Annotated in this window: 28 protein-coding genes (1 of these 28 cut by a window edge); 17 read left to right on the top strand and 11 right to left on the bottom strand. The window is 44.4% G+C overall.

Annotated features, from left to right (window positions below; translation table 11 throughout):
- The 8 genes from mutL (at position 1) to K5L93_RS07095 (ending at position 8140) form a co-directional block, all read left to right on the top strand.
- Positions 1–1848, top strand: coding sequence for a DNA mismatch repair endonuclease MutL (gene mutL, locus K5L93_RS07130; protein WP_220719090.1), 1848 nt, complete (start codon positions 1–3; stop codon positions 1846–1848).
- Positions 1838–2764, top strand: a complete 927-nt coding sequence (miaA, locus tag K5L93_RS07125) for a tRNA (adenosine(37)-N6)-dimethylallyltransferase MiaA (RefSeq protein ID WP_220719089.1) — start codon at positions 1838–1840, stop codon at positions 2762–2764. Before mutL ends, miaA begins: the two co-directional genes overlap by 11 nt.
- Positions 2765–2850: 86 nt before the next feature.
- Positions 2851–3099, top strand: a complete 249-nt coding sequence (hfq, locus tag K5L93_RS07120; protein WP_016403748.1) for an RNA chaperone Hfq — start codon at positions 2851–2853, stop codon at positions 3097–3099.
- 49 nt (positions 3100–3148) lie between these two features.
- Positions 3149–4441 (top strand): ribosome rescue GTPase HflX, encoded by a 1293-nt coding sequence (gene hflX / locus K5L93_RS07115; protein WP_220719088.1) that lies wholly within the window; start codon positions 3149–3151, stop codon positions 4439–4441.
- Between the two features lie 28 nt (positions 4442–4469).
- Positions 4470–5657 carry an FtsH protease activity modulator HflK gene (gene hflK, locus K5L93_RS07110; RefSeq protein WP_220719087.1) on the top strand — a complete coding sequence of 396 codons (1188 nt, stop codon included), beginning with the start codon at positions 4470–4472 and terminating at the stop codon, positions 5655–5657.
- A gap of 3 nt (positions 5658–5660) precedes the next feature.
- Entirely contained in the window at positions 5661–6536 is an 876-nt protein-coding gene (gene hflC / locus K5L93_RS07105; RefSeq protein WP_220719086.1) for a protease modulator HflC, read from the top strand.
- A 32-nt stretch (positions 6537–6568) separates the two neighbouring features.
- Positions 6569–6757 carry a DUF2065 domain-containing protein gene (locus K5L93_RS20275; RefSeq protein ID WP_084682022.1) on the top strand — a complete coding sequence of 63 codons (189 nt, stop codon included), beginning with the start codon at positions 6569–6571 and terminating at the stop codon, positions 6755–6757.
- 87 nt (positions 6758–6844) lie between these two features.
- Positions 6845–8140, top strand: a complete 1296-nt coding sequence (locus tag K5L93_RS07095) for an adenylosuccinate synthase (RefSeq protein ID WP_040307643.1) — start codon at positions 6845–6847, stop codon at positions 8138–8140.
- 66 nt (positions 8141–8206) lie between these two features.
- On the opposite strand, the gene ispB is transcribed toward K5L93_RS07095, so the two are convergent.
- On the bottom strand, positions 8207–9178 hold the full coding sequence (gene ispB / locus K5L93_RS07090) for an octaprenyl diphosphate synthase (protein WP_220719085.1): 972 nt from the start codon (positions 9176–9178) through the stop codon (positions 8207–8209).
- Between the two features lie 243 nt (positions 9179–9421).
- On the opposite strand from ispB, the gene rplU reads away from it, so the two are divergent.
- The 6 genes from rplU to folA all read left to right on the top strand — a co-directional run bounded on the left by rplU (position 9422) and on the right by folA (position 13138).
- Positions 9422–9733 carry a 50S ribosomal protein L21 gene (rplU, locus tag K5L93_RS07085; protein WP_016403742.1) on the top strand — a complete coding sequence of 104 codons (312 nt, stop codon included), beginning with the start codon at positions 9422–9424 and terminating at the stop codon, positions 9731–9733.
- Positions 9734–9750: 17 nt separating this feature from the next.
- Positions 9751–10008, top strand: coding sequence for a 50S ribosomal protein L27 (gene rpmA / locus K5L93_RS07080; protein ID WP_016403741.1), 258 nt, complete (start codon positions 9751–9753; stop codon positions 10006–10008).
- Between the two features lie 122 nt (positions 10009–10130).
- Entirely contained in the window at positions 10131–11297 is a 1167-nt protein-coding gene (cgtA, locus tag K5L93_RS07075; RefSeq protein ID WP_220719084.1) for an Obg family GTPase CgtA, read from the top strand.
- 38 nt (positions 11298–11335) lie between these two features.
- The gene (locus K5L93_RS07070; RefSeq protein WP_220719083.1) at positions 11336–12157 is read left to right on the top strand and encodes a threonine/serine exporter family protein; all 822 of its coding nucleotides are present in this window, start codon (positions 11336–11338) and stop codon (positions 12155–12157) included.
- A 1-nt stretch (position 12158) separates the two neighbouring features.
- Positions 12159–12626, top strand: a complete 468-nt coding sequence (locus tag K5L93_RS07065; protein WP_220719082.1) for a threonine/serine exporter family protein — start codon at positions 12159–12161, stop codon at positions 12624–12626.
- 26 nt (positions 12627–12652) lie between these two features.
- Positions 12653–13138 (top strand): type 3 dihydrofolate reductase, encoded by a 486-nt coding sequence (gene folA, locus K5L93_RS07060; RefSeq protein ID WP_220719081.1) that lies wholly within the window; start codon positions 12653–12655, stop codon positions 13136–13138.
- Here the strand turns inward: folA and K5L93_RS07055 are convergent.
- The 6 genes from K5L93_RS07055 to lptD form a co-directional block, all read right to left on the bottom strand.
- A complete protein-coding gene (locus K5L93_RS07055) occupies positions 13135–13965 on the bottom strand; it encodes a symmetrical bis(5'-nucleosyl)-tetraphosphatase (protein ID WP_220719080.1) in 831 nt (276 codons plus the stop codon). The two genes, folA and K5L93_RS07055, sit on opposite strands and share 4 nt — an antisense overlap.
- 12 nt (positions 13966–13977) lie before the next feature.
- A complete protein-coding gene (gene apaG, locus K5L93_RS07050; protein ID WP_220719079.1) occupies positions 13978–14361 on the bottom strand; it encodes a Co2+/Mg2+ efflux facilitator ApaG/CorD in 384 nt (127 codons plus the stop codon).
- The gene (rsmA, locus tag K5L93_RS07045) at positions 14354–15184 is read right to left on the bottom strand and encodes a 16S rRNA (adenine(1518)-N(6)/adenine(1519)-N(6))-dimethyltransferase RsmA (protein ID WP_220719078.1); all 831 of its coding nucleotides are present in this window, start codon (positions 15182–15184) and stop codon (positions 14354–14356) included. The genes apaG and rsmA overlap by 8 nt, the downstream gene beginning before the upstream one ends.
- Positions 15177–16175 carry a 4-hydroxythreonine-4-phosphate dehydrogenase PdxA gene (gene pdxA / locus K5L93_RS07040; protein WP_220719077.1) on the bottom strand — a complete coding sequence of 333 codons (999 nt, stop codon included), beginning with the start codon at positions 16173–16175 and terminating at the stop codon, positions 15177–15179. Before pdxA ends, rsmA begins: the two co-directional genes overlap by 8 nt.
- Positions 16172–17449: a peptidylprolyl isomerase SurA gene (surA, locus tag K5L93_RS07035; RefSeq protein ID WP_220719076.1), complete on the bottom strand. Its 1278-nt coding sequence runs from the start codon at positions 17447–17449 to the stop codon at positions 16172–16174. The genes pdxA and surA overlap by 4 nt, the downstream gene beginning before the upstream one ends.
- 62 nt (positions 17450–17511) lie before the next feature.
- Positions 17512–19740, bottom strand: a complete 2229-nt coding sequence (gene lptD / locus K5L93_RS07030; RefSeq protein ID WP_220719075.1) for an LPS assembly protein LptD — start codon at positions 19738–19740, stop codon at positions 17512–17514.
- A gap of 198 nt (positions 19741–19938) precedes the next feature.
- On the opposite strand from lptD, the gene K5L93_RS07025 reads away from it, so the two are divergent.
- The 3 genes from K5L93_RS07025 to djlA are packed head-to-tail and all read left to right on the top strand — an operon-like array spanning position 19939 to position 22414.
- Positions 19939–20931 (top strand): aminoglycoside phosphotransferase family protein, encoded by a 993-nt coding sequence (locus tag K5L93_RS07025; protein WP_220719074.1) that lies wholly within the window; start codon positions 19939–19941, stop codon positions 20929–20931.
- Positions 20928–21608: an N-acetylmuramate alpha-1-phosphate uridylyltransferase MurU gene (gene murU / locus K5L93_RS07020; RefSeq protein WP_220719073.1), complete on the top strand. Its 681-nt coding sequence runs from the start codon at positions 20928–20930 to the stop codon at positions 21606–21608. The genes K5L93_RS07025 and murU overlap by 4 nt, the downstream gene beginning before the upstream one ends.
- Before the next feature lie 2 nt (positions 21609–21610).
- Complete coding sequence (gene djlA / locus K5L93_RS07015) at positions 21611–22414, top strand: co-chaperone DjlA (protein ID WP_220719072.1); 804 nt, start codon at positions 21611–21613, stop codon at positions 22412–22414.
- Here djlA and K5L93_RS07010 read toward each other — a convergent pair.
- The 4 genes from K5L93_RS07010 to rapA all read right to left on the bottom strand — a co-directional run.
- The gene (locus K5L93_RS07010) at positions 22407–23363 is read right to left on the bottom strand and encodes a D-2-hydroxyacid dehydrogenase (RefSeq protein WP_220719071.1); all 957 of its coding nucleotides are present in this window, start codon (positions 23361–23363) and stop codon (positions 22407–22409) included. The genes djlA and K5L93_RS07010 overlap by 8 nt on opposite strands.
- Positions 23364–23565: 202 nt before the next feature.
- The gene (locus K5L93_RS07005; RefSeq protein WP_220719070.1) at positions 23566–24342 is read right to left on the bottom strand and encodes a DUF3530 family protein; all 777 of its coding nucleotides are present in this window, start codon (positions 24340–24342) and stop codon (positions 23566–23568) included.
- A 62-nt stretch (positions 24343–24404) separates the two neighbouring features.
- Positions 24405–25055: a pseudouridine synthase gene (locus K5L93_RS07000; RefSeq protein ID WP_220719069.1), complete on the bottom strand. Its 651-nt coding sequence runs from the start codon at positions 25053–25055 to the stop codon at positions 24405–24407.
- Positions 25056–25392: 337 nt separating this feature from the next.
- Positions 25393–26489, bottom strand: partial view of an RNA polymerase-associated protein RapA gene (rapA, locus tag K5L93_RS06995; protein WP_220719068.1) — the final stretch only. 1822 nt of this gene lie beyond the right edge of the window; 1097 of the gene's 2919 nt are visible here — the last part of the coding sequence; its start codon lies off the right edge, out of view — the gene reads right to left on this strand; its stop codon occupies positions 25393–25395.

The raw sequence follows: 26489 nt of genomic DNA, 5'->3' as shown, positions 1-26489 counted from the left end.
ATGCCTATTCAAATATTGCCAGCGCAGCTGGCTAACCAAATTGCCGCCGGAGAAGTGGTAGAACGTCCTGCTTCGGTAGTTAAAGAGCTGATTGAAAACTGCCTTGATGCCGGCGCAACACGTATCGATATCGAAATTGATAAGGGTGGCGCAAAACGTATACTCATTCGCGACAACGGCAGCGGCATTGCTAAAGACCAGTTGGGTTTGGCGCTTAGTCGTCATGCAACCAGCAAAATTGACAGCCTTGATGATTTAAGTGCGATAGCCACCTTGGGTTTTCGCGGTGAAGCATTGGCAAGTATTAGCTCGGTCTCTCGACTAAGTTTAAGTTCTCGTACTGCTGAGCAAGACCAAGCTTGGCAAGCTCAAGCTGCTGGTCGTGACATGCAAGTTAGTTTGCAACCCTGCGCCCATCCAATTGGCAGTTCGGTAGAAGTGCTCGATTTGTTTTTTAATACGCCTGCACGGCGCAAGTTTTTACGCACTGAGAAAACCGAATTTTCGCACATTGATGAGCTGTTGAAACGTTTAGCCTTGAGCCGTTTTGATGTGGCGCTGAGTTTAAAACACAATGGCAAATTAATCCGTCAGTATCGCATAGCCACAGACTTGGATAAGCAGCTGAAGCGAGTAAGCACAGTATTTGGTGCCCCTTTTGCTAACCACTGTTTGCATCTAGATAATCAGCATGACCAACTACGTTTACACGGTTGGTTAGGTTTACCGGAAGTGGCACGTGCGCAAAACGACCAGCAGTATTTTTATGTGAATGGTCGAATGATGCGCGACAAGTTGCTACAACACGCTATTCGCCAAGCATTTGCAGCCTATTTACCCGATGAACAATATGCCAGTTATGTATTATTTCTGGAGTTGCCATTAGACCAAGTAGATGTGAATGTACACCCGGCTAAGCATGAAGTACGCTTTCATCAAGCCCGTTTAGTGCATGACTACATCGTACAGGTATTGGCATCAGCCTTAAGCAAAATACCGGCCCATAATCACACTAGCGAACTGCCGGTTTGCCAAGATGAACCGGTAAATGAAATATTCGCTCCACCACTAGAGCAAGTTGCTCATAGCTACACCAGCGCAGTTTCTACCATGCCGAGAGTGAGCGAAGGTCGCCAGAGCTATCAGTCAAGTTTGCAGCGAGCCGATAAGCCGCGGTCTTCAGAATTATCAGCTAATCATCACTGGTTGAGCAGCTCGGCCAATTTTACCGGTGAAGCAACGAGGGCAGACTCTACTAGCCAAGTGAGTGCTGTGAATGCTAAGCCACAAACCGCTGCGCTATATCCTTTGCATTTGGTTGAAAGTGCCTATTTGTTAGCGTGTATTGGCGAGAAGCTGATATTGCTAGACCTTTGGGCTTGCCAGCAACACTTGGCCTATAGCCAAGCGATGCAACAGTGGCCGCAAGGCTTAGATAGCGTTCCTTTGCTATTACCGTTAAAACTTGCTTTAGATGAGCCAATGCATCTTTTACTAAGCCAACAACAAGAAGCACTGCGGCGTATCGGCTTTGTGTTTAATATTACTAACAAACAGCAAGTTATTGTAGCTCAAGTGCCTAAGTTGATACGCAAGGCCGACTTTGCTCAGTTAGTCCCAAGCTTATTAACGGCGATGAGTCAGCTTCCGGATTCAGAATGGCAGCAAGCCGAAGCCTTGTTAAGTGGGCTAATTAAGCTGCAAAGCAAACCTAAAGAGCACACTTGGCAACAGGCGATAGAGTTAAGCCAACAATTGCATAGTCACTACCCGAGTCAACTGCCTAAGCATCTGTGGCGAGCGGTGGATTTAAGTGCCAGCATCGAGAGTTTTAATCATGACAACTAGCCTGCCTGTTATTACGTTGATGGGGCCTACAGCCTCAGGTAAAACCGCTTTAGCTATTCAGCTTCATCAGCAAATGGGCGCTGAATTGGTGAGTGTTGATTCTGCATTAATCTATCGTGGAATGGATATCGGCACCGCTAAACCAACTGCCGAAGAACAACAGCAAGCCCCGCACGCTCTAATTGATATTTGCGATCCTACTGAAGTGTATTCAGCTGCCGATTTTCGTCGCGACGTGCTAGAGCAAATTGATGCCATTCATGGGCGTGGTAATGTCCCGCTGTTGGTGGGCGGCACCATGTTGTATTTTAAAGCCTTAGTGGACGGTATAGCTGATTTGCCGGAAGCTGATGCAGCCTTGCGCAATGAGATTCAGCAGCAAGCAGCAGATAGTTCTTGGGAAAATTTGCATCAAGAACTTAGCCAATACGATCCCACCTCCGCAGCAAGGATCAATGTTAACGATCATCAGCGTTTGATGAGGGCGGTTGAAGTATATCGTTTAACCGGTAAATCTCTGACTGAGATTAATAATCAACCGCTTGCGGCCTTACCTTATAAAATCCATCAGTTTGCTATAACGCCGAAAGAAAAAGCCCAACTGCACCATCTAATAGAAGTGCGATTTAAGATGATGTTGGAACTTGGCTTTGAAGCCGAGGTCAAATCGCTGATGCAAAGGGGGGATCTAGATTTAAGTTTGCCGTCTATGCGGAGCGTTGGGTATCGCCAAATGTGGCAATATCTAAGTGGCGAGATGGATTATGATGAAATGGTATTTCGCGGCGTAGTGGCTACGCGGCAACTGGCTAAAAAACAAATGAATTGGTTAAAAAGCTGGTCAGATCTCACTTGGTTACAGAGTGGTGATCCAAGAAACAACAAAATAATTACTAATTCGCTAAGTGATACTTGAAATTGTCGCTATAAGGCTCCAAGTTAGTGGTATATAATCGAATTTGATCTATGCCAATTAATTAATAAGAAAAAAGGAACAATAACATGGCGAAGGGGCAATCATTACAAGACCCATTTTTGAATGCGTTACGACGTGAGCGTATTCCCGTTTCAATTTATTTAGTAAACGGTATTAAGTTGCAAGGCCAAGTTGAATCATTTGATCAGTTTGTCATCTTGTTGAAGAACACTGTCAGCCAGATGGTATACAAACATGCTATCTCTACTGTGGTACCAGCTCGCGCTGTTCCACACCATACCCCAGTATCTGACGACTCGAAGAACGACGAATAGCATTTGCGAAGGCTTATCAGCCTTGGTAATTGCCAAGGAGTAAAATAGCTTGTTTGACCGTTATGAAGCAGGTGAACAAGCCATCTTAGTACATGTAAATTTTAGTGACGAAGATGAGCGAGAAGACCTGGAAGAGCTGAAGATGTTAGTCAGCTCTGCAGGCGTAAATGCGGTGGCTACCATCACCGGTAGCCGAGTTTCTCCCCACCCTAAGTATTTTGTAGGTGCGGGAAAAGCAGAAGAAATCGCAGAATTAGTGAAAAGTGCCCAAGCGGATGTGATTATTTTTAATCACGCTTTATCGCCAGCACAGGAGCGAAACTTAGAAATGCTCTGTGAGGCGCGGGTTTTAGATCGTACCACCCTCATTTTAGATATTTTTGCCCAACGCGCGCGAACCCACGAAGGTAAGTTGCAAGTTGAGCTAGCGCAATTGCGCCATATGTCGACCCGATTAATACGCGGCTGGACTCACCTAGAAAGACAAAAGGGCGGCATTGGTTTACGCGGCCCTGGTGAAACTCAGTTAGAAACCGATCGACGCTTGCTACGTGCGCGTATTAAACAAATACAACAGCGTTTAGAAAAGGTGGGTAAGCAACGAGAGCAGGGCAGAAGAGCAAGGCAGCGTGCCGAGTTACCTACTGTTTCTTTGGCCGGTTATACCAACGCTGGCAAATCGACCTTGTTTAATCGCATCACCGAATCGAAGGTTTATGCTGCGGATCAGTTGTTTGCAACCTTAGATCCAACACTACGGAAAATTGACATTGAGGACGTCGGTAAGGTGATACTTGCCGATACTGTGGGCTTTATTCGCCACCTCCCTCATGACTTAGTGGCTGCCTTTAAAGCAACTCTAACCGAAACTCGTGAAGCCCAGCTATTATTACATGTGATTGATTGTAGTGATGAAAGAATGGCTGAAAACGTTGAGCAGGTTGAGGTAGTATTAGAAGAGATAGGTGCAGGAGAGATCCCTTTCTTGCAGGTCTACAACAAAGTAGATCAACACCCCGATATGAGTCCACGTATTGAACGTGACGAAAATGGTTTACCCCAAAAAGTGTGGGTGTCGGCGTTAACGGGAGAAGGTTTGCCTTTGTTGTACAAGGCAATCAGCGAGCGTTTAGTCGGCGATATGGTTAACCACACTTTACGTTTGCCTCCTAGTGAAGGGCGCTTGCGTAGTCGTCTGTATCAGTTAGACTGCGTAGCAGGTGAACGTTTAGACGATGAAGGAAATATCGTTGTAGATATCCGACTTGATGCTATTGCATGGCAACGGTTAGATAAACAGTTCGACCATAGTTTGGAAAGTTTTATTGCTCAATGTGAGTAGGCATTAACTTTAATTTCTGGAGACACAGATGGCCTGGAATGAGCCTGGCAACAAAGGTGGCGGCGGTGATCGTGACCCTTGGGGCAATAACAATAAGAATGGTAATCAGGGTCCACCTGATTTGGATGAAGTAATTACTAAGCTAAGCCGTAAGTTTGGTGGCATTTTGGGTGGTGGTAAAAAGCCATCATCTGGTGGTAGCGGCGGTGGTGTGAGTGGTTTTGGCATTGCTGTCGTAGTGGTCATCTTGGCTGTTATTTGGGTGGCGAGCGGTTTCTACACCATTAAAGAAGCTGAAAAGGGCGTAATTCTTACCTTTGGTAAGTACGATCCTGAATCAGGTTTAGTAGATTCTGGTTTGAACTGGAAAGCAACCTTTGTTCAAGAAGTGATCCCAGTGAACGTAGAGGCTATTCGCTCTTTACCAGCATCGGGCTTTATGCTGACTGAAGACGAAAACGTAGTACGCGTTGAAATGGATGTGCAGTACAAAGTGGTTCGTCCACATGCTTACCTGTTTAGCGTAACTGCGCCGGATGATAGTTTGGCACAAGCTACCGACAGTGCCTTGCGTTACGTGATTGGTCACACCACCATGGATGATATTTTAACCACGGGTCGTGAAGTTGTGCGTAGCGAAACCGAAGCCTTATTAAACAAAATCATCGAACCTTATAACTTAGGTATTGAAGTGGTTGACGTGAACTTCCTGCCGGCTCGTCCGCCAGAAGAAGTTAAAGATGCCTTTGATGATGCTATCTCTGCACAAGAAGATGAGCAGCGTTTCATTCGTGAAGCTGAAGCTTATCAACGTGAAATTGAACCACGAGCACGTGGTCGAGTTCAGCGTATTGAGCAAGAAGCCCAAGGTTATCAAGAGCAGATTGTATTGCGAGCACAAGGTGAAGTGGCTCGTTTCGAACAGTTACTTCCAGAGTATGAGTCGGCACCGGACGTAACTCGCCACCGTTTGTACCTAGAAACGATGGAAGAGATCTATGCTAAGTCGAATAAAGTCCTGATTGATGCATCAAACAACAGTAATTTGCTTTACTTGCCTATCGATAAGCTAATGGAGCAAGGCCAGCAGCCTACTCAACGTAAATCTAGCTCGGGCAATAAACCATCAACTATAAGTTCAGAGCCTGCTAGCTCGATTCCGTCACGCCCTTCGTCGATTCGAAGCAGTGACCGCTCTAGTTCGGGGAGAAACTAAGCCATGAAACAATTAGCTATATTTGGCATTATTTTAGCCTTGTTAGTGGGTTACTCGTCGGTATTTGTAGTGAAGGAAGGTGAACGCGGTATTGTTATTCAGTTTGGTAAAGTAAAACGTACTGCTGATGGCGCAACCAAGGTTTACCCACCGGGTTTACAGTTCAAGGTTCCATTCATTGATTCTGTGCGTACTTTAGATGCACGTATTCAAACTTTAGATGGTAACGCTGACCGTTTTGTAACCTCAGAGAAAAAAGATTTAATCATTGATTCTTACGTGAAATGGCGAATCGCTGATTTTTCACAGTTCTACCTATCAACAGGTGGTTCGGTGCTTCAAGCCGAGTCTTTGTTAACGCGTAAAATAAACAATGGTCTTCGTAGCGAAATAGGTTCGCGTACTATTCGCGATATCGTCTCTGGAGAACGTGGCCAAGTAATGGAAGATGCGCTTAAACGTATGGCGCGCTCTTCTGAGATTGGTATCGAAGTTACCGATGTGCGTATTAAGCAAATTAACTTACCTGATGAAGTAAGTAGTAGTATTTACCAACGGATGCGAGCAGAGCGTTTAGCGGTAGCTAAAGAGCACCGTTCGCAAGGTCAAGAGCAAGCCGAGATTATTCGCGCTAATGTTGATCGCCGTGTAAATGTACTACTGGCCGATGCGGATAAGCGTGGTCGCGAAATGCGAGGTGAAGGTGATGCTACAGCCGCTAAAATTTACGCTGATGCTTATACCAAGAACCCAGAGTTTTATAAGTTCTGGCGCAGCTTAATGGCTTATCGCACCAGTTTCGATAACGGTGGAGACGTAATGGTGTTAGAACCAGATAGCGAATTCTTCCGTTATATGAAAGAACCTGCGAAACCATAATACTGAGGGCCCAGTTAACGCTGGGCTTTTTTATGACAGATTCTGTATTACTTGCATTAGCTCTAGTGTGCCTTATCGAAGGCCTAGGGCCTTTATTGTTTCCTAAGCGTTGGAAACGGCTACTAAAAACATTATCGGAAGCGCCGGCGAGTAATATTCGGCAAATTGGACTCGGCTTAGTGGGTGTTTCAATTATACTCTTGTATGTGATTAATCTTTGACCTTGGCACATAAAATCGGTATAACATGCACCCCTTGACTGTCCGATTTCTGCTAGAATCGCTTTTTAACTGAGACGACAAAAGACAATGGGAAAGAACGTAGTGATCCTTGGCTCCCAATGGGGAGACGAAGGCAAGGGTAAGATCGTAGACTTACTTACCGACAAATCAAGCTATGTGGTGCGCTATCAAGGCGGTCACAATGCTGGTCATACCTTAGTTATTGACGGTGAAAAAACTGTCCTCCACTTAATACCATCTGGTGTACTTCGCGATAACGTTACCTGTGTAATTGGTAATGGCGTGGTATTAGCACCTGATGCGCTATTTAAAGAAATGGCTATGCTCGAAGAGCGCGGCGTTCCTGTAAAAGAACGCTTGGTGATCAGTGAAGCTTGTCCTCTAATTTTGCCTTACCATGTCGCCTTAGATATGGCGCGCGAAAAAGCGCGTGGTAAAAACGCTATTGGTACTACTGGTCGTGGTATCGGTCCAGCTTATGAAGATAAAGTTGCTCGTCGTGGTTTGCGTGTTGGCGATTTATTCGACATGGAGCAATTTGCGACCAAGCTAAAAGAAGTGATGGAGTACCATAACTTCCAACTTAATCATTACTACGACGCGCCAAGCGTAAGTTATGAAGAAGTGCTTGAGCAAATGACTAAGATGGCGCCAGTAATTACGGCTATGGTAACAGACGTTACTGACTTGCTAGACAAGGCTCGTCGTCGTGGTGACTCAATTATGTTTGAAGGTGCTCAAGGCACTTTATTAGACATTGACCACGGTACCTATCCGTTTGTTACTTCATCAAACACAACTGCGGGTGGCGTAGCTACGGGTAGTGGTTTTGGCCCTTGCCATTTAGATTATGTTTTGGGCATTACTAAGGCTTACACCACGCGTGTGGGTTCAGGTCCTTTCCCAACAGAGCTTGATGATGACATCGGCCAACACTTAGGTGTGAAAGGTCATGAGTTTGGTGCAACCACTGGTCGTAAACGCCGTTGTGGTTGGTTAGACGCAGTAACTATGCGTCGCGCAGTACAAATTAACAGTCTGTCAGGTTTGTGTTTAACCAAACTGGATGTGCTAGATGGCTTGGAAGAGTTAAAGATTTGTACCGGTTATAAAATGCCAAATGGCGATGTCCTGTCTGTACCGCCTATGGCTGCTGAAGGTTACGAAGTGGCTGAGCCTGTGTATGAATCAATGCCTGGTTGGTCGGAGAACACCTTTGGTGTAACAGCTCGCGAGCAACTGCCACAAGCAGCATTAAACTACATTGCGCGCATTGAAGAGCTATTAGAAGTGCCGGTTGACATTATTTCAACGGGTCCAGATCGTGTAGAAACTATTATTTTACGCCATCCTTTTGCTTAATTAATGTTGAGCTAATAAAAAGGCTGCCCTTAGGCAGCCTTTTTTGTATCCATTTATTGAGACTCGCTAAGCGGCACGGTCGGCTGCGATATTGGCTAGGCTCATTAGCGCTTGCTTGTAGTTACTGTTAGGAATCAAGGCTAAAGCGTCAATCGCTTTTTGTGCTTCTTCAGCTGCGCGCTCTCGGCAGTAATCAAGTGCCTTGGTTTTGTCTAAAATTGCTAATATCGCGTCGAGTTGGTCGCGTGAGCCACCTTGTTTAATGGCTTCGCTAATTAGCGCCTTATCGGCTGGCTCAGCTTGTTCCATTGCGTAGATAAGCGGTAGGGTTGGTTTACCTTCTGCTAGGTCGTCACCTACGTTTTTACCCATCTCAGCTTGGTCTGCAACATAATCCAATACATCATCCATAATTTGAAATGCTGTGCCTAGGTATTTGCCGTAGTCTTGCATTGCAAGTTCTATCTCAGCGCTTTGTTCACCTATTACTGCCGCTAAGCGAGTGGCCGCCTCAAACAGTTTGGCTGTTTTGCAGTAAATAACTTCAAAGTAACGTGCTTCATCGGTATCAGGGTCATTGCAGTTAATCAGCTGTAATACTTCACCTTCAGCAATAACATTGGTGGCATCTGCTAGTATGTCCATCACTTTAAGGTTTTGCAGTTGGGTCATTAACTGGAAAGAGCGTGAGTAGAGGAAGTCGCCAACTAATACACTGGCTGCGTTGCCAAAGCGCGCATTGGCTGTGTCTTTACCCCGGCGTAACTCAGATTCATCAACCACATCATCATGTAAGAGGGTAGAGGTATGAATGAATTCAATAATGGCCGCAAGTTTGATGTGTTGATCTTGCTGATAACCTAAAGCTCGCGCTGCCAATACGGTTAGTAAAGGTCGGATCCTTTTGCCGCCACTATTTACAATATAAAAAGAGATTTGGTTTATAAGAGCCACATCTGATTCGAGTTCTTTAAAAATAAGCTCGTTTACCGCAGACATGTCTTGATCAGACAGCTTTTTTATCGCATCCAATTGCATAATTTCTTATTAGAGGTTGTTGCCGATGAATCAGCAATATTATGGTGATAATTTAATGCTGTAATAGTATCTCATTTCCTTTGTTTAAGCAGCTTTCACCGCTTAAAATTCTTGGCCTTGCGTGATTTTTAAACTTTTTTGAAATTCCCCTTGCGGGAACAGATCTTTTTCCGTAGAATCCGCCGTCATTGTTGAGAATTATAGACACCTTGAAATATTAGGTGTAAGCGGAGTTTGAAAAAAATGTACGCGGTTATCCTAAGTGGTGGTAAACAGCACCGTGTGGCCGAAGGTCAAACACTTCGCCTTGAGAAACTAGACGTTGAAACTGGTAACACAGTTGAATTTGATAACGTATTACTAGTTGCTAATGGCGAAGACGTTAAAGTAGGCGCACCTTACGTAGATGGTACCAAAGTAACAGCTGAAGTTGTTTCTCATGGTCGTGGCGATAAAGTTAAAATCGTTAAGTTCCGTCGTCGTAAGCATTCACGTAAGCAACAGGGCCACCGTCAGTGGTTCACTGAAGTTCGCATTACAGGCATTAACGGTTAATTTAGAGGAAAATACTCATGGCACATAAAAAGGCTGGTGGTAGTACTCGTAACGGTCGCGATTCGGAAAGCAAACGCCTAGGTGTTAAGCGTTTCGGTGGCGAGTCTGTATTAGCGGGTAGCATTATTGTTCGTCAACGTGGCACTAAATTCCACGCTGGCTCTAACGTTGGTATCGGTAAAGACCATACTCTTTTCGCAACTGCCGAAGGCAAAGTGAAATTTGAAGTAAAAGGTCCTAAAAACCGTAAGTTTGTAAGCATCGAAGCTGAATAAACGTCCAATTAGATATTTGAAAAGCCCCGCAACTGCGGGGCTTTTTTTTTCCAAGAAACCACTATTTCGCTTACGAAGTAGGCGTGTTGCATTATAGTTAAGCGATAATGCTGGAGTGAAAAATGAAATTTGTAGATGAAGCGGTAATTAAAGTAGACGCAGGTGACGGCGGCAACGGCACTATTAGTTTTCGTCGGGAAAAGTATGTTCCACGTGGCGGTCCTGATGGCGGTGATGGCGGAGATGGTGGCAGTGTATACTTGGTTGCCGATGAAAATCTAAACACCTTGATTGATTACCGCTTTGAACGTTTTCATAAAGCAGAGCGTGGCGAAAATGGCCAGGGTTCTAATTGTACTGGTAAGCGTGGTGAGGATTTAGAGTTGCCAGTGCCGGTTGGTACGCGAGCACGTGATCAAGACACAGGAGAGATCCTTGGCGATCTTACCCAACATAAACAACGTTTGTTGGTTGCTAAAGGTGGTTTTCATGGTTTAGGTAATACTCGCTTTAAGAGCAGTACCAACCGAGCGCCTCGTCGCAAATCTAATGGTACTCCTGGTGAAGTTCGTAACCTTCAATTGGAGCTGTTGCTACTTGCTGACGTAGGCATGTTGGGTTTGCCAAATGCGGGTAAATCTACCTTTATTCGCAGTGTATCTGCAGCCAAACCTAAGGTGGCAGACTACCCATTTACTACACTTATTCCTAATTTAGGGGTGGTGCGTCAATCAGAAAACCGCGGTTTTGTTATTGCTGATATTCCCGGTTTGATTGAAGGTGCAGCCGATGGGGCTGGGCTTGGTGTGCGTTTCTTAAAGCACTTAGAGCGTTGTCGTGTACTGTTGCATATGGTGGATGTGCTGCCAGCAGATGGTAGCGACCCTGCTGAAAATGCTATCACTATTATTAAAGAGCTGGAGCAATACAGCGAAAAGCTATTCGAGAAGCCTCGTTGGTTAGTGTTTAACAAAGTCGATTTAGTACTTGAAGAAGAAGCTGAAGAGATCCGCCAAAAAGTGATTGAAGCACTGGATTGGCAAGGTGAGGTTTTCTCAATTTCCGCTTTAGAAAACAATGGAACTAAAGACATTTGTAAAGCGATTGGTCAATTTATCGAAACCCTACCTATGGTAGAAGAAGAAATGGCTGAGCGCGAAGAAGTTAAATTCCAGTGGGATGACTATCATCAACAACAAATCGACAAAGTAAACCAAGAAGACTGGGATGACGACGATGATGATTGGGATGATGACGATTATGATGTAGAGGTTATTTACCAACCATAGTAAGCTATTAGATGTGCTAGTATTACTTGGATCTTTAAATGTTACGCTCATTTAGACACTCTCCGGAGCCTGTTCAGGCTCCGGTTCGTATTATTTCTCTAGAACAACAAACAGAGATTTGTCGGGTAGCTGTGCAGGCTGGCAGAATCATGCAGCAGCATGGCGCAGAAAGTAAATTAATTGAAGAAACGACAGTCCGTTTAGGTAAAGCCTTAGGCCTAGAGAGCGTAGAATTGGCTATCACTGCTAATGCGCTTATTCTTACGGGCTTATCACAAGGTCGCTGCATTACAACTACTCGACGAGTTTATGATCGCGGCATTAACATGCATATGGTATGCGAAGTGCAAAGGATCACCATCATGGCTGAGAAACAGCTATTAGGTGTTGATGATGTGGTAAAACGTTTAGAACGCTTAAGGCCTTTCAAACATAATCGTTGGTTAGTGGTGTTTATGATCGGTATGTCTTGTGCTTGTTTTAGCCGATTATTTGGTGGTGACTGGGCCGTATTTGCGATGACTTTTGTCGCTTCGGCTGTCGCTATGTTGTTTCGCCAAGAAATGGCACATCGTCATCATAACCCTATCCTTAATTTTGGCATGACCGCCTTTGTTGCTACCTCTATTGCAGGTCTTGCAGTTCGTTATGATATCGGTAACCAACCACAAACAGTGATGGCTGCTTCAGTGTTGTTATTGGTGCCAGGGTTCCCACTAATTAACGCGGTTTCAGACATGGTAAAAGGCCATATTAGTATGGGTATTTCTCGTTGGTTTTTTGCATCCTTGCTTAGTTTAGGAGTGGCTATGGGAATTGCTTTTTCGATGTGGGCCACGGGTGTAAGTGGGTGGTTATAAGATGATTGAATTGTTTAAGTTATTACTTAACGATGCTCTTTTTTCAGCGGTTCCTGCAGTTGGTTTTGCCATGGTATTTAATGTACCTACTCGAATGTTAGCCTTTTGTGCTATTGGTGGTGCGTTCGCTCATAGTCTTAGAACCTTATGCATTTACTGGGGGGTGCCGCTTGAATGGGCAACTTTAGTTGCGTCTACCAGCGTAGGTTTAATTGGTGTTTACTGGTCGCGCCGTTACTTAATTCCACGGCCAGTATTTACGGTTGCCTCTATTATTCCTATGATTCCGGGCAGTTATGCATTTACTACCATGGTGGGGATTATTAGCTTATATAGCAACGGTTTTAGCGAGCCTTTGTTAGCCACCATCATTGAAAATGGTTTAAGGACGATGTTTATATTAATGGCCTTAAGTTTTGGCTTAGCTATACCATCCGTTGTTATATATCGTGGTCGGCCAATCGTTTAGAAGCCTCAGTTTAAAAAGGTAATACAGTGAAAGTAGCAATGATAGCCGCAATGGCTAAGCAACGAGTTATCGGCAAAGACAATCAAATGCCTTGGCACCTACCGGCCGATCTTAAGCATTTTAAAGCGGTGACGATGGGCAAACCGGTAATTATGGGTCGCTTAACTTATCAGTCGATTGGTCGCCCATTACCAGGGCGCTTAAACATAGTGGTAAGTCGCAATGTGGATTTAGCCATAGAAGGGGTTACGGTAGTTAACACCGTTCAGGCGGCTTTAGATTTAGTTGAAGACGAAGATGAAGTAATGATTATTGGTGGTGGAAATATCTACCAACAGTGTTTAGTGTTTGCCGATACATTGTATTTAACTTTCATCGAAAAAGATGTGGAAGGCGACGCTCATTTCCCAGATTACCAGCAGTATCAATGGCAACAACTCGCTAGCGAAAAGCACTTGGCTGATGAGAAAAACCCTTACAACTATGAGTTTGTTACTTTAGCGCGCGTTTAGTTGCTTATATTTTTGTTTAGGCAATCTTGAGTATACATGCGTTGGTCTTCCCAGCGCAGCATTGATAGGTGATTACCCCATACACAGCCTGTATCAAGCCCAGACACTAAGTCGTGCTTACTCTTTCCCATTAGCGCAGCCCAGTGCCCAAATACAATATGGGTCTCTTTTAGGTGTTTTCCGGGGAGTTCAAACCAAGGTTTTAGGTTCGGGTTAGTATTTTTGTTGGGAGGTAGCTTTGATTCAAAATCAAGGCTAGCATCAGGGAAACAATAACGCATCCGAGTGAACACATTAATAATACAGCGCAGGCGATCATAACCTACTAATTCATCACTCCAACGAGCCGGTTCATTGGAGTACATGTTTTTTAGTAGTGATAAGTAATCATCGCTAGCAAGTTGCTTCTGAACTTCTTTACCAAGTTTCAGTGCTTTGCTGACTTTCCATTTCGGATAAATGCCTGCATGCACCATCACTACATCGTAGTCGGGGTGTTTTTTGATTAAGGGTTGTTGTCGCAGCCAGTTTAGCAATTCTTCTCTATCGGGCGCATCAAGTAAATCTTGCAAGTTATCGCGCCGTTTGGCGCGATGGATACCGTTGGCTACCGCTAACAGATGTAAATCGTGATTACCTAGTACCACTTGAGCGGCACAACCCAACTCTTTAACAAAACGCAAAGTTTCCAAGGATTTTGGGCCTCGAGCCACGAGGTCTCCGGCGAGCCAGAGCCGATCTTTTTTAGTTGAGAACTTGCACTGCTTTAGTAGTGCCTTTAATTCATCTAAACAACCTTGGACGTCACCAACAAAATAAGTTGCCATAACATACCTTAATTAGTGAAGCTTATTTGGAAGTGATAAACGAAATGGCGGGATTTCTGCTTCAAACTCATTACCGGCTTCGTCAATCAACGTGTAGCTGCCTTGCATTACGCCTACTTCGGTTGCTAACACGGCACTACTGGTATAAGAAAAAGGTTTTTCCGGCTTAAGATGGGGTTGTTTACCTACTACACCGTCGCCTTTCACTTCATTTACTTTGCCGTCGCCGTCGGTAATCACCCAGTGACGGCGTAATAACTGCAGCGCTTGTGCACTGCAGTTGCGAATAGTAATGGTGTAAAAAAAAGCGAATTGTTGTTTTTCTGGCACTGAGTGCTCTGGCAAAAAGCCGGACTCTACTTCAATATCCAAGTCATATTCTGGGGTATTACTCATCGCTACTAGAAGCCTGTAATAACTGGTTTTTATCTATGTAATTAGCAATATCACAAAATTGTTGAATAGTTAAATTTTCTGGGCGCAGCGTCGGCTTTAAACCAAGCTCAGCTAAGTGCTCTACTGTGAGTAAATTGCCGAGTGCGTTACGAATCGTTTTACGACGTTGATTAAAGGCTTCTTTACACACTCTATCTAAAGTTGCTAATGAGTTAAGTGGGTACAGCGTACTTTCGTAAGGCTCCAAACGCACCACTGCAGAATCAACTTTAGGTGGTGGCGCGAACGCTTCGGGAGGCACTTCTAAGGCCGGCATAACATTACATTGCACTTGAGTCATTACGCTTAAACGACCGTATGCTTTGCTATCTGGGCCTGCAGCCATTCGTTTCACCACTTCTTTTTGCAGCATAAAGTGCATATCAGAAATAGCGCTGGTAAAGCTTAGCAAGTGAAAAATAAGCGGTGTAGAAATGTTGTAAGGTAAGTTGCCAAACACTCGCATTTTTTGTTCAGGCTTAGACAGCTGCATGAAATCGAATTTAAGCGCATCAATTTCATGGATAGTAAGTTTACTAGCGAGAGTGGGGTGCTCGCGTAAGCGCTGAGCTAAGTCACGGTCTAATTCTACAACTTGTAGGTGGCCAGCGGAGCTGGCAACTGGCTCGGTTAACGCTCCCAAACCAGGGCCAATCTCAACCAGGTTCTCACCTGGTTGTGGGTAGATGGTGGCTACAATTTGGCTAATAACAGAGTCATTATTTAGGAAGTTTTGACCAAAACGTTTGCGGGCGCGGTGCCCTTGATGAACTTGTTTATTCATGTTCTCGCTCTACCATATCTATGGCTTGTTCGATGGCGGTAATCATACTTCCATGATCGGCTTCACCAGTTCCCGCTAGCTCTAAGGCAGTTCCGTGGTCAACTGAGGTTCTAATAAATGGTAGGCCAAGGGTAATGTTTACCGATTGGCCAAAACCTTTATATTTTAGCACTGGTAGGCCTTGGTCGTGGTACATGGCCAACACCGCATCGGCTTCTGCCAAGTATTTATCTTGGAAAAGCGTGTCGGCGGGTAATGGACCAATTAAGTTCATACCATGTTGCTCACGCATTTCATCAAGCAAGGGGATAATAACGTCTAGCTCTTCGCGGCCAAGGTGACCATCTTCTCCTGCATGAGGGTTAAGCCCGCAAACAAATATTTTGGGTTGCTTAATGGCAAACTTAGTTTTTAGGTCATGGTGCAAAATACTGATGATGTTATGTAAACGTTCATGAGTAATCGCTTTAGCTACATAGGCTAAGGGCAGGTGAGTGGTGGCTAAAGCAACGCGTAAACCTTCTGTTGCTAGCATCATAACTACATCGGCAGTGCCTGATTGCTGCGCAAAGAACTCAGTGTGACCACTAAAAGATACGCCAGCTTTATTAATTATGCCCTTGTGTACTGGACCGGTAACCACTGCAGCAAATTGACCATTCATGTTGCCATCACAAGCAAATTTTAAGGTATTTAGCACATAGTGGCCATTAGCCTCATCAAGTTGCCCCGCTATAGCTGGCTTAGACATGGCAACCGGAGCAACAGTTAAGGTACCGGCAGCTTGTGGTTTTGCCGCTTGTTCTGGCTGATATGGTAGTAGAGTAATATCTATACCTAGCTGGTTAGCCCGCTCTTTCAACAAACGAGGATCAGCAACCACCACTAGCTCCATTGGCCAATCCCGTTGGCTTATGGCAAGCACTAGATCGGGGCCAATACCTGCCGGTTCACCAGGGGTAATTGCTAATCTGGCTATAGGCTTACTCATGCCTCACCATCCAATATTTCTACGTATGCTTCTTCGCGAAGCTCTTCTTGCCATGCTTGGGTTTCTTCATTGAACTTACGATTGAAGATTATTTGATATGCGCGGTTTTTACTGGCTGAATTGGTGGTATCAGTGGTGCGTTTATCCAACATTTCCATTAAGTGCCAACCAAAAGTTGAGCGGAAAGGTTGGCTAAGTTCTCCTATCTCCAAACGATTAGCTGTGTCTCTAAATGCCGGGACAAACACACTAGGGTCAGACCAACCTAATTCACCTCCGCGTACTGCTGAGCCGGGGTCTTCAGAATATTGGCGAGCCAGTTCTTCAAATGTTACTTCACCTAAAATTAGCTGTTGGCGAAACTCCGACAACAAACTTTTAGCTTTTCTATCGCTAAGAATAATCGAAGGTTTGATTAGAATATGTCGGGCATTCACTTCTAAGGTTTCTATTTTTTGTAAACCTTCTGTATCCATCACCATAATAATGTGTAAGCCTGAGTCGGTGCGAATAGGACCTAATACTGAACCTTGGTGCTGATTTTTTACAACTCCAGCAAACAAGGTTGGCATCTCTTCAATGGTCATCCAGCCCCAATCGCCGCCTTCTAAAGCTTTAGGGCCTTGCGAATGAGTCATCGCTAGTTGGTTAAAATTTTCACCATTTTTAAGTTGTTTAACTAGACTTTCTGCTTGTTGTTGAGTGACTTGCTCATCACCAGATATGCGTAGCAAAATATGACCAACATGATAACGAACAGTGCCTTTATCTTGCTCTTCGATAAGCTTTATTAAGGCATCTGTTTCTTGTTCCGATACATTAACTCGCCTTTGCACTTGGCTTCTGCTTACTTCTCCAAGAATGATCTCTTTTCGAATATCTTCTCTAAATTGACTATAGCTCATGCCTTGCTTGGTTAAATCGTCTAAGAACACCTCCCTGCTGGTGTTTTCGCTGGCAATAATGTTATCAATGGTGTTCTCTAATTGGCTATCACTAATCTTAATGCCTAAGCGCTCAGCTAATTGAAGCTGCAAACTTTCTAGAATTAACCTATCCATTATTTGTTGCTGTAATTCTTCTTCGGGAGGAAGCTCCTGCTGTGCATCTGTGGCATTTCGCAGAACTTTGCCAGTTAGCTCATCCACTTGGCTCTGAGTGATCACATCGTTATTTACAATAGCGACAACTTTGTCGAGCAATTGCTCCTGAGCCTGTACCAACCCAGTAGCAAGCATGAATATGCTTACACCAAGCAATATTAATTTTTTCATTTCGTTCCTATCATTACTGCGAGCAAAACGTCGCTTACTTTATCATATTTGTTTTAAAGGTTTTAATGGTTGAGGTAAAAGGGGCGCCCATATTTGAAGTTACCACCTTCTAGCATTTCTTCTCGGCTGCTGGTGTCGCTACCACCTAAGCCTTTAATCTCAAAATCGAGGCTGAGTGAGCTGTCAAATTCACCGACTCGGTCAATACCTGAATTGTCATCCACATAGGCACTTTGTAAGCCGCGTTGATAGGTAAGGCGAATGCCCCAACAACAAGAGTTATATTGCACACCCAAGTAGCTCTCAATACTGCGGTCTAAAATCATATCACGGTAGTAACTTCCTACCGCTGATACGCGATCGGTTATTGGCCAAGCAACCTTAGTTCCTACTTGATTTACGTCGCTGACCATGGTTTCAGAGGCTTGCGAATAGCGATAGTTCATTTGTATTAGCTTTTGTGCCTCGGGTCGCCACTCGATTGCGGCGTTGGCTTTATTTAGCCGCCCTTCTAAAGTATCGATTTGAAAGCCAGTATGCCCAAACCAATCTTGTTTGATATTTGCATCTGCTTCAAAAGCCAGCGCTGAACTAGAGTTATCAGAAGGCTCACTGCCGGGTATTAGAGTGGTGCGACTAGGCTCAAAGTAGATGATTTGACCGAGGCTTAAACGTAATGTCTCTTGGTTACTAGGCGATAAAAAACGCGAGTGTACCCCAAGGGTGATTTGATTCGCATCGGCGATTCTATCTAAACCGCTATAACGTTTGTCTCTAAATAAGCCGTAATAATCTTGTTGTAGATTATCGGTATCATAGATCCCAATATCATCCTGATTAGTATAAGGAATGTATAAGTACTTAATTACGGGTTCTAAAGTTTGAGTGTAATTATCGCCGAACCAAAGGGTATTTCGGTCAAAGTTTAAGCCTCCTTCTACACTTAGCTTAGGCAAGGTTCGATTAACTGTGCTGGCTAAATAGTCATAATCGAAATTAGTTCCTTTATCTTGGCTATAGTAGGTATGCATTAAGGCTAAATCAGCTTTGAAAAAACCAGCAGGTACTACATAAGGCAAACTTAAACTGGGTTCTACATGAACACGTTGTGCGGTGTAGTAGGAGCTATCACTGTGAGTAAAGTTACTAATTTCTGAATCAAAGCCAAATTGCAGGGTTTGCCAGTTTAAATCCCAGTCTCCAGTGAAACTTAATTGAGGAAGTAGAGTGTGAGGCTGCTCGGTATTGCCAAGCACCTGAAAATCTTGCACTAATAGTTCGGTGTACCAGTATTTTGTGTGATAACCCACGACACCGGTTTGTAGTAACTGGTTTTCGTTTACCTTACCAAGCTTGTCGCCTAAGTCATTAAAGTAGTTATCATCACTGATGCGGGTGTAATCGGTATTGAATCGCCAGTGACGTTTGTACTGCCCTTGGTGATCCCAATGAAACAAATATCTGTCGAGATCTAACTCACTATCGTTAGCTAAATATTCAGCATTCAAGGTGCCGGTGTGTTGGCCGAGCAAATATCTGAACTCACTTTGCAGCTGCAAACCACGCCGTGTCATCAAACGTGGGGTTATCGTTGCGTCAAAATTCGGAGCGATGTTCCAGTAGTAAGGGGTGGAGACATCAACTCCGTTTTTGGTTGAAGTAGAGATACTCGGAAATAAGAAACCGCTATGGCGTTGATCGCCAATTGGGTAGGAAAAATACGGTAAGTACATTACCGGTACATTAAAAAGCCGTACAGTGGCATTTTTGGTTGTAGCCCATTGTTCACTAGAGTCGATATCAATTTTCTCTGCGTGAATCTCCCAACTTACATCACCCGGAGGGCATGCTGTATAACTGGCATCTTCTAAGGATAAGTTTTGTTCATCATTAATTTTTAAATTACTGGCTTCTCCGCGTCCTTGCTGCTCAAACAGTTGGTACTCAGCTGAGTTAAGTGTAGCTTGATGATCTTTTAAGTTGGCGTCAAAAGTATCACTTTTCACACTGACTAAATTATCTTGAAACTCAATCTTTCCGGTCGCTTTTAGGGTTTGTGCTTGCTCGTCTAATACGGTGTTTTCAGCCTTTAATGCCCGAGGGCCTTGGGAAAACTCAACATTACCACTAAAGCTCGCTTTATCGCCTTGTTTTGCATGTAATTCATCAGCGGCAATCACGTAGGGAGCGTTAGGGTCAATGGGACCGGATTTTATGCGTTCTGGGATATGTGCTCGGCACTGAGGCATAGATAACGGTGTTTCTGCTAAGGCACTGAAGCTCGAAAGCAACGTCGCTAATCCTAGCGAAGTTTGCAGGCACCGTTTAGTTACGAACTTATAAATGTGAACTATTCCCTGATATAAACAAATTCCAAGCCTGTAACGTCAACGTTGTGCTTAATGAATTCTATGGTTAAAGTTAGCCGCTTATAATACTGGATTTATTGGTGAGCGGCTATTTAAAGGCTGTTATTAGTATAAGAAATTATGAGTAATTTAGTACGCGAATCTGCTTTACAGCAATGGTTGTCAAATACCTTAGACATTATGTCTCCTCAGTTAACGATGATAAGTGGCGACGCCAGTTTTCGGCGCTACTTTCGTTTCCAACTTTCTAATGGTGACACTGCTATTGCCGTTGATGCGCCGCCCGCTACCGAGAAAAACCAACAGTTTGTTGATATTGCTAATGCCTTAAGCGCACAAGCTCTGCCGGTGCCCAAGGTGTTAGCAGCAAACATTGATGCTGGTTTTCTATGTATTGAAGACCTTGGTTCAACCATGCTTGAGCAAGTGCTAAGTGCTGATACTGCTTCTGAACTTTATAGACAAGCGCTTGCATTAATCGTTCAACTTCAGGCTACTAAACGTGAAGATTTGGCAGAAATGGAAGAGTTTGACCAAGCATTTATTCAACGTGAGTTGGATATATTCGCTGACTGGTTTGTTAAAGCAGAGTTGCAGGCGGGAGAAAACTGGCAGCAGCATTGTGATTGGCAAGGCTTATGTCACACTGTTAGCGAAGCTATTTTAGAACAGCCTTATGCACCTATGCATCGGGATTTTCATAGTCGTAACTTGATGCTCAATCAACAGCAAATAGTGATGATTGATTTTCAGGATATGGTTTGGGGGCCTATTGCTTACGATGTGGTTTCATTGCTGCGTGATTGTTATATCGCTTGGCCTGAAGCCTTGGTTGATAGTTTGCAACAAGATTTTTTAAGCGAAAAATCGGCTCACTTAATTGCGCCCATCGAACTAAGTACTTGGCAGCGTTGGTTTGATCTAACTGGTTTGCAGCGGCATATTAAAGCGCTGGGAATATTTTGCAGATTAGATCATCGGGATGGTAAAGCTGCCTATCGCGAAGCCATTCCTCAAACACTCGAATATGTACTTCAAGTGACCAAGCGTTATCCTGAATTACAGGCCTTTCATCAGTGGATTAGCCCTATCGCAAAAGAGTTTAAAGCATGAGCCAAATTCGCACCGCAATGATTTTGGCAGCGGGACGCGGTGAGCGGATGCGTCCGTTAACTGATCATTGCCCAAAGCCATTGTTAAAAGTTGCTGGTAAAGCCTTGATTAACTGGCATATCGACAAATTGGTTACCGCAGGCGTAACACGCATCGTAATAAATACCGCTTATTTAGGCGAGATGGTAGAAGCACATGTGGGCAATGGTGACAAGTGGGGAATAGAGGTTCTTTATAGTCATGAACCTAGTGCTTTAGAAACGGCCGGGGGCATTGTTAGCGCCTTACCTATTATCGCTAGCGAGCAGTTCTTGGTGATTAATGGGGATGTTTGGAATGATTGGGATTACCAAGCTATTTGCCAAAATAGCCAAACCGACAGTAATGCCCATTTATACTTGGTGGCCAATCCCAGCCACAATTTAACCGGTGATTTTAGCTTGGAGCAAGGTTTGGTGATAGATAAGCCTGAGTTTACATTTAGTGGTGTGGCCATTTATCATCAACGCTTTTTTCAGCATGTGCCTAGCGGTAAACAAGCACTTGCACCTTTATTACGTAAAGCAATGTTAAGCCAACAAGTGAGTGGTCAACTACAAGGCGGCGAATGGGTAGATGTGGGGACCCCTGAGCGGCTTCAACAACTAGACCAGCAATTAACCAAAGATAGAGAATAGTGATGCGAATTTGGGGAAAAGTATTAGGCGTATTTTTTGGCTTTATGTTTGGTGGGCCTTTTGGTGCCTTGCTTGGCCTATGGCTAGGCCATCGGTTTGATAAAGCGGTAGGCGGCAATTTTGCCTTCTCGGCAGCGAGTAGCCAAGCTGCTCAGCAAGCCTTTTTGTTCTCTACCTTTGCGGTGCTTGGCCATATTGCTAAGTCAAAGGGCGTGGTTACGCAACAAGAGATTCAGGTCGCTAACTTTTTGATGGATCAAATGCGGCTGCAAGGCGAAGCTAGGCGCCAAGCTCAAGATGCTTTTCGCCAAGGTAAAGATGCAGATTTTCCCTTGGAGGAGCAAATTTCTCGCTTTGTTAGCGCGGTTAATGGGCGTCGTGATTTATTGCAAATGTTCATGGAAATCCAGCTGCAAGGGGTGTTTGCAGATGGCGTAATCGACGACAGTGAACATGCTTTATTAAAGCGTGTAGCCAAGGCTTTAGGCTTCTCGGAAGCAGAGCTTCAAGCGATGATTTCGCGCTGGGAAGCCGAGCTTAAGTTCCATCGCCATGGTGGTCAACGCCAAAGCGCGCAAAGTAGCGCTAAGCAGCTAGAAGAAGCCTACCAAATCTTAGGCGTTAACCAACAAGATAGTGACCAGCAAATCAAACGTGCTTACCGCAAACTAATGAGCCAGCATCATCCTGATAAGTTAGTCGCCAAGGGCTTACCACCAGAAATGATGGAGCTAGCTAAGCAGCGCACTCAAGATATTCAACAGGCTTACGAGTTAGTCAAACAACAACGCAAGAGCGCTAATTAGCGAATACTTGGTGGCGTGGTTTTCCTGCTACAAATGCTTCAATATTATCGATCAATTGGTCAGCCAAAACTTGCATGTTTTGGCTGCTCGCCCAGCCCACATGTGGGGTAAGTATAAAGTTATTTAGGCTAAGTGCTTGCATCAGTGGGCTGTCGTGCGTAGGTGGTTCACATTCAGAGACATCACTTGCTGCGCCAGCAATTTGCTTGTTTTGCAAAGCCTGCAACAAAGCCTGTTCGTTAACTATTCCGCCGCGGGCTGTGTTAATTAGTAGGGCCGTCTCCTTCATCATCGCCAATTCTGGCTCGCCAAACAGGTCTTTAGTCTGCGGAGTCAGTGGACAATGGATGCTAATCACATCTGCACTGCTAACTGCTTCTTCAAAGGCAACTCTGCCAGGGCGAGGAGTTTGGCCTTTGTGTTCTGCCATTACTACCTCCATGCCTAAATTGCCGGCTAATTGGGCGGTCGCTTGGCCCAAGTTACCGCCGCCTATTATTGCCAGCGTTTGTTTAGCCAAGTTATCGATGGGGAAGTCAAAAAAACAAAATTGCTTAGCGTGTTGCCAACGACCTTGTTGAATCGCCTGATGGTAGGCTAATACATTGCGCCTAAGGTTAAACATTAGCGCTAAGCAGTGTTCGGCAATGCTTTGAGCGGCATAATTTCTTATATTGCTAACGATTATGCCAAGTTCTTCGGCTGCCGCTAGATCCACGTTGTTGGTCCCGGTAGCTGCAACCGCAATCATTTTTAGCTGTGGCAATTGAGTTAAGGTATCCCTACTTAATTGCACTTTATTCACAATGATGATGTTTGCATCTTGGCAGCGCTCACGTACTTGTTGTGGTGTGGTGCTGGGGTATTCTTGCCATTGATGAGCAAAACTGGGACGCGCCAAGTTGATATGGCTAGCTAGGGTGAGGCGATCTAAAAAAACTATTTTCATGGTTAGGGGCTTATTTCTACTGCGTTATTAGCTTCTCATGTAGGCTCGCTACACATTAAAGCTTCTGTCTTGTATCAATTAACCACAAATCACTGCAAAAATCAGCTCGAAAGATAAACAGCCCTAAGCTTTAGCTAAGTTATGTTGGGCTCAGCTTAGCAATATCTACAACTGCTCACCACTGCCGGCTAATAGAGTCTTGTTAGTACCAACCCAAGGCGTTAAACCAGCCGTAAACAGTTTTAGTTAGTTTTGCACTATTGGGCGCGGTGTCTGCGGTGGCGGGTAAATGGGTTTGTCGGTAGTTTAGCTTTTGATTTTTGTTACTGGCCGTTAAACGTTGCTCTCGGGCTTGTTGCTGCCAATGGTTATAGTGCTCGGCATAGATATCTAGCACTGGAATAGGCAGTGTTGCGGTTTGCTCGGCCAGTTTTTTATTCAGCGTTTGGTTAGGGTAATAAGCACTAATAAGTACAATGCCATCGGGTTGTTCTAGCTCGTCTTCGGCTAGCAATTCAACCAGCCATGCTCCCATCACACCTTGTGCAATAATCACTTGAAAACCAAACTGCTCAGCCTGATTTTGTTTAGCTGCTTGAATAAGCGCTTGTAAGCTTTGCTTGTATTGCTGCCGTTGCTCATCATTTTCGGTTTCTGCTTGCTGCATTAAACCTGACATGGGCTTAGGGGGTAAAATAGCGCCGGTTTCCCAGCCTAGTTTGGGAAGAGCTTGGCGAAGTGAATCAATACTGTTGGGAGCGCTTGGTGATATACCCCAATCGGGAAGTAAAATAATGGTGCCACGTTTTTGCGGGGTTTCTTCTTCTAGCCACAAACTAACAAATTGTTGTTGCTCTACATCCAGCTGTTTTAATTCACCAATTACTGGCCAATGGCTAAAATCTTGAGGCTGAACCTCAGCAAATGCGCAGTTTATTGCTAATAAACTGGAGAGAAAGCAATACTTAGCAAGCTGCACAATTTGTGTTCCTTGGCGAGGTGTATGCTTAATGTATCGGACAATACCCAGCTTTGCTTTAACTAAAATGGCGGAGCACACTCAAATTCCATAAATTGCTCCGTTTCTGGATGATAAAAACCTATTTTGGCAGCATGAAGGTGTAAGCGTTCGCTTAGCGCTTTTGCCTGTTGGCATGCATAAAATCCATCGCCAACAATGGGGCAGCCTAGTTGTTGCATATGCACCCGTAGTTGGTGGGTCCGCCCAGTTATTGGTTTAAGTTCAACTAAGCTTGTTTGAGGCCTTTGCTCAATAATCTGCCAGTGTGTTAAAGCGTCTTTGCCTTGTTCAAAATCTACAATTTGTTTGGGGCGATTAGGCCAATCACAACGCAGTGGCAGGTTTACTTCGCCATGCTCTTGCTCTGGATGACCAAAGATCTCGGCATAGTAGGTTTTAGTAGTGCGTCGTTGCTGAAACTGACGACTTAAGTGACTTTGAGCCGGCTTGCCTAAGGCCATAACTATCAGCCCTGAGGTTGCCATATCTAAGCGGTGCACAACTTTAATGTCGGGCCAAACACGTTGAGCACGATCCCACAAGCTATCTTTTTCAAGCCGACCTGGCACCGACAGTAAACCACTGGCTTTGTTAAATACAATTACAGCTTCGTCTTGGTAAACAACGCTAAAGTAGGGAGACATTGGAGGGCGATAAACAAAATCTGGCATTAGTGCAGCTCTAAAAAATAAGACCCTAGTGTAAGCTAAGGCCTGCTATTAAATAAAATAGAATCTCGATTTGCTAGGGGCTGTAGATCTTTGGTGTTGAAATTTTGTTCGAGATAAGCGGGCTTTAATCGCGGCGAGCACTTAGAAGCCTAGTGGGCTAAGCAAGAAGTACTTAACAAAGAGTAAAGTTCGCTTATCCGAACCCTTCGGGCAGCATTTCTTAGCCATTTATTCAGCGTTAGCGAGTGATTATTAAGCCCACTTAACTGCACACTCACTGCCTTGCCTAAATGGCTAATTAATTGCTGCAAAAACCATCAGCAAAGATCTACAGCCCCTAGTTATGCGAAACCAATATCACCCGCAGCGCATCTAATTTTACTTGGGCTTTTTGTAGGTAGTCGCCAGCATTGTCACGTAAGTTTCGTAAGGTATTTAATTCATCTTTACGAATGCTTGGGTTTACTGCGCTTAAGGCTTCAAGGCGTTCAAGCTCGCCATTTAAGCTTTGCTTCATATGCTCACTGGCTTGTTCAACAATAGTTGTTAATTGTTGTTGGGCGAGCTCATTGGCTTGCGCAAGCAAAGGATGAATTTGTGTTTGTGAAGCACTAATCAACTTCGCGGCTAAGTGGCGGTTAACCGCAGAAAGTTGTTGATTGAACTGTTCAAAACCAACATTGGTAGACAAGTTTCCGCCGTTTTTATCCAGTAAAATACGCACCGGTGTAGCGGGCAAGTATCGCTCAATTTGGTACTCGGCAGGTGCGCTGGTTTCTACTACAAAGATCCCTTCAACAAATAAGCTACCTACTGGTAAGGCGCGATTTTTAAGTAAGGCTACCGAAGTTGTGCCTAAGTCGGCCCCCAAGATAGTATCGATACAGCTTTGAATCAGCGGGTGCTCCCAAGACATAAGTTGAATTTCGTCTCGGCTAAGCGCTGTGTCTCTGTCATAAGTAATGGTGCAACCGTCTTCCGGCAAGCCATTAATAGACGGCACTAGCATTTGTTCACTCGCATGCAATACCAAGGCATTTTCGCCTTTGTCATCTTGGTTGATACCAATGGTATCGAACAAACGTAGGCTAAACGTCACAAAATGTGGGTCTTGCTCTGCTGCTTGAATTTTCTCAATTAGCTCTGCAGCTTTGTTGCCACCACTTGAGTGTATTTCTAACAAGCGGTCACGACCGGCATCTAACTTGGCTTTAACTTCATGGTAACGCTTGGCTGTTTCTTTTATTAGTGTGTTTAGTTCTGTTTCGTCTGGTGTGTTTTGTGCTAGCAGACTTGTTAAGGTTTCACCAAATTCAGCAAAAATGGCTGAGCCTGCTGGACAGGTTTGTTCAAAGGCGTTTAAGCCCTCATGGTACCAACGTAACAGTGTTTGCTGCGGTGTACCTTCTAAATAAGGAACATGAATTTGAATAT

Source organism: Agarivorans litoreus (genome assembly GCF_019649015.1).
GTDB lineage: Bacteria > Pseudomonadota > Gammaproteobacteria > Enterobacterales > Celerinatantimonadaceae > Agarivorans > Agarivorans litoreus.
The sequence above is the reverse complement of the archived record's forward strand: the minus strand, read 5'-3'. Positions and strand labels throughout refer to the sequence as shown.

Bases quoted from the DNA above. Each gene is read 5' to 3' on its own strand.
- mutL (WP_220719090.1), top strand. From the start codon at position 1: ATGCCTATTCAAATATTGCCAGCGCAGCTGGCTAACCAAATTGCCGCC.
- miaA (WP_220719089.1), top strand. From the start codon at position 1,838: ATGACAACTAGCCTGCCTGTTATTACGTTGATGGGGCCTACAGCCTCA.
- hfq (WP_016403748.1), top strand. From the start codon at position 2,851: ATGGCGAAGGGGCAATCATTACAAGACCCATTTTTGAATGCGTTACGA.
- hflK (WP_220719087.1), top strand. From the start codon at position 4,470: ATGGCCTGGAATGAGCCTGGCAACAAAGGTGGCGGCGGTGATCGTGAC.
- hflC (WP_220719086.1), top strand. From the start codon at position 5,661: ATGAAACAATTAGCTATATTTGGCATTATTTTAGCCTTGTTAGTGGGT.
- K5L93_RS20275 (WP_084682022.1), top strand. From the start codon at position 6,569: ATGACAGATTCTGTATTACTTGCATTAGCTCTAGTGTGCCTTATCGAA.
- K5L93_RS07095 (WP_040307643.1), top strand. From the start codon at position 6,845: ATGGGAAAGAACGTAGTGATCCTTGGCTCCCAATGGGGAGACGAAGGC.
- ispB (WP_220719085.1), bottom strand. From the start codon at position 9,178: ATGCAATTGGATGCGATAAAAAAGCTGTCTGATCAAGACATGTCTGCG.
- rplU (WP_016403742.1), top strand. From the start codon at position 9,422: ATGTACGCGGTTATCCTAAGTGGTGGTAAACAGCACCGTGTGGCCGAA.
- rpmA (WP_016403741.1), top strand. From the start codon at position 9,751: ATGGCACATAAAAAGGCTGGTGGTAGTACTCGTAACGGTCGCGATTCG.
- cgtA (WP_220719084.1), top strand. From the start codon at position 10,131: ATGAAATTTGTAGATGAAGCGGTAATTAAAGTAGACGCAGGTGACGGC.
- K5L93_RS07070 (WP_220719083.1), top strand. From the start codon at position 11,336: ATGTTACGCTCATTTAGACACTCTCCGGAGCCTGTTCAGGCTCCGGTT.
- K5L93_RS07065 (WP_220719082.1), top strand. From the start codon at position 12,159: ATGATTGAATTGTTTAAGTTATTACTTAACGATGCTCTTTTTTCAGCG.
- K5L93_RS07055 (WP_220719080.1), bottom strand. From the start codon at position 13,965: ATGGCAACTTATTTTGTTGGTGACGTCCAAGGTTGTTTAGATGAATTA.
- apaG (WP_220719079.1), bottom strand. From the start codon at position 14,361: ATGAGTAATACCCCAGAATATGACTTGGATATTGAAGTAGAGTCCGGC.
- rsmA (WP_220719078.1), bottom strand. From the start codon at position 15,184: ATGAATAAACAAGTTCATCAAGGGCACCGCGCCCGCAAACGTTTTGGT.
- pdxA (WP_220719077.1), bottom strand. From the start codon at position 16,175: ATGAGTAAGCCTATAGCCAGATTAGCAATTACCCCTGGTGAACCGGCA.
- surA (WP_220719076.1), bottom strand. From the start codon at position 17,449: ATGAAAAAATTAATATTGCTTGGTGTAAGCATATTCATGCTTGCTACT.
- K5L93_RS07025 (WP_220719074.1), top strand. From the start codon at position 19,939: ATGAGTAATTTAGTACGCGAATCTGCTTTACAGCAATGGTTGTCAAAT.
- murU (WP_220719073.1), top strand. From the start codon at position 20,928: ATGAGCCAAATTCGCACCGCAATGATTTTGGCAGCGGGACGCGGTGAG.
- djlA (WP_220719072.1), top strand. From the start codon at position 21,611: ATGCGAATTTGGGGAAAAGTATTAGGCGTATTTTTTGGCTTTATGTTT.
- K5L93_RS07010 (WP_220719071.1), bottom strand. From the start codon at position 23,363: ATGAAAATAGTTTTTTTAGATCGCCTCACCCTAGCTAGCCATATCAAC.
- K5L93_RS07000 (WP_220719069.1), bottom strand. From the start codon at position 25,055: ATGCCAGATTTTGTTTATCGCCCTCCAATGTCTCCCTACTTTAGCGTT.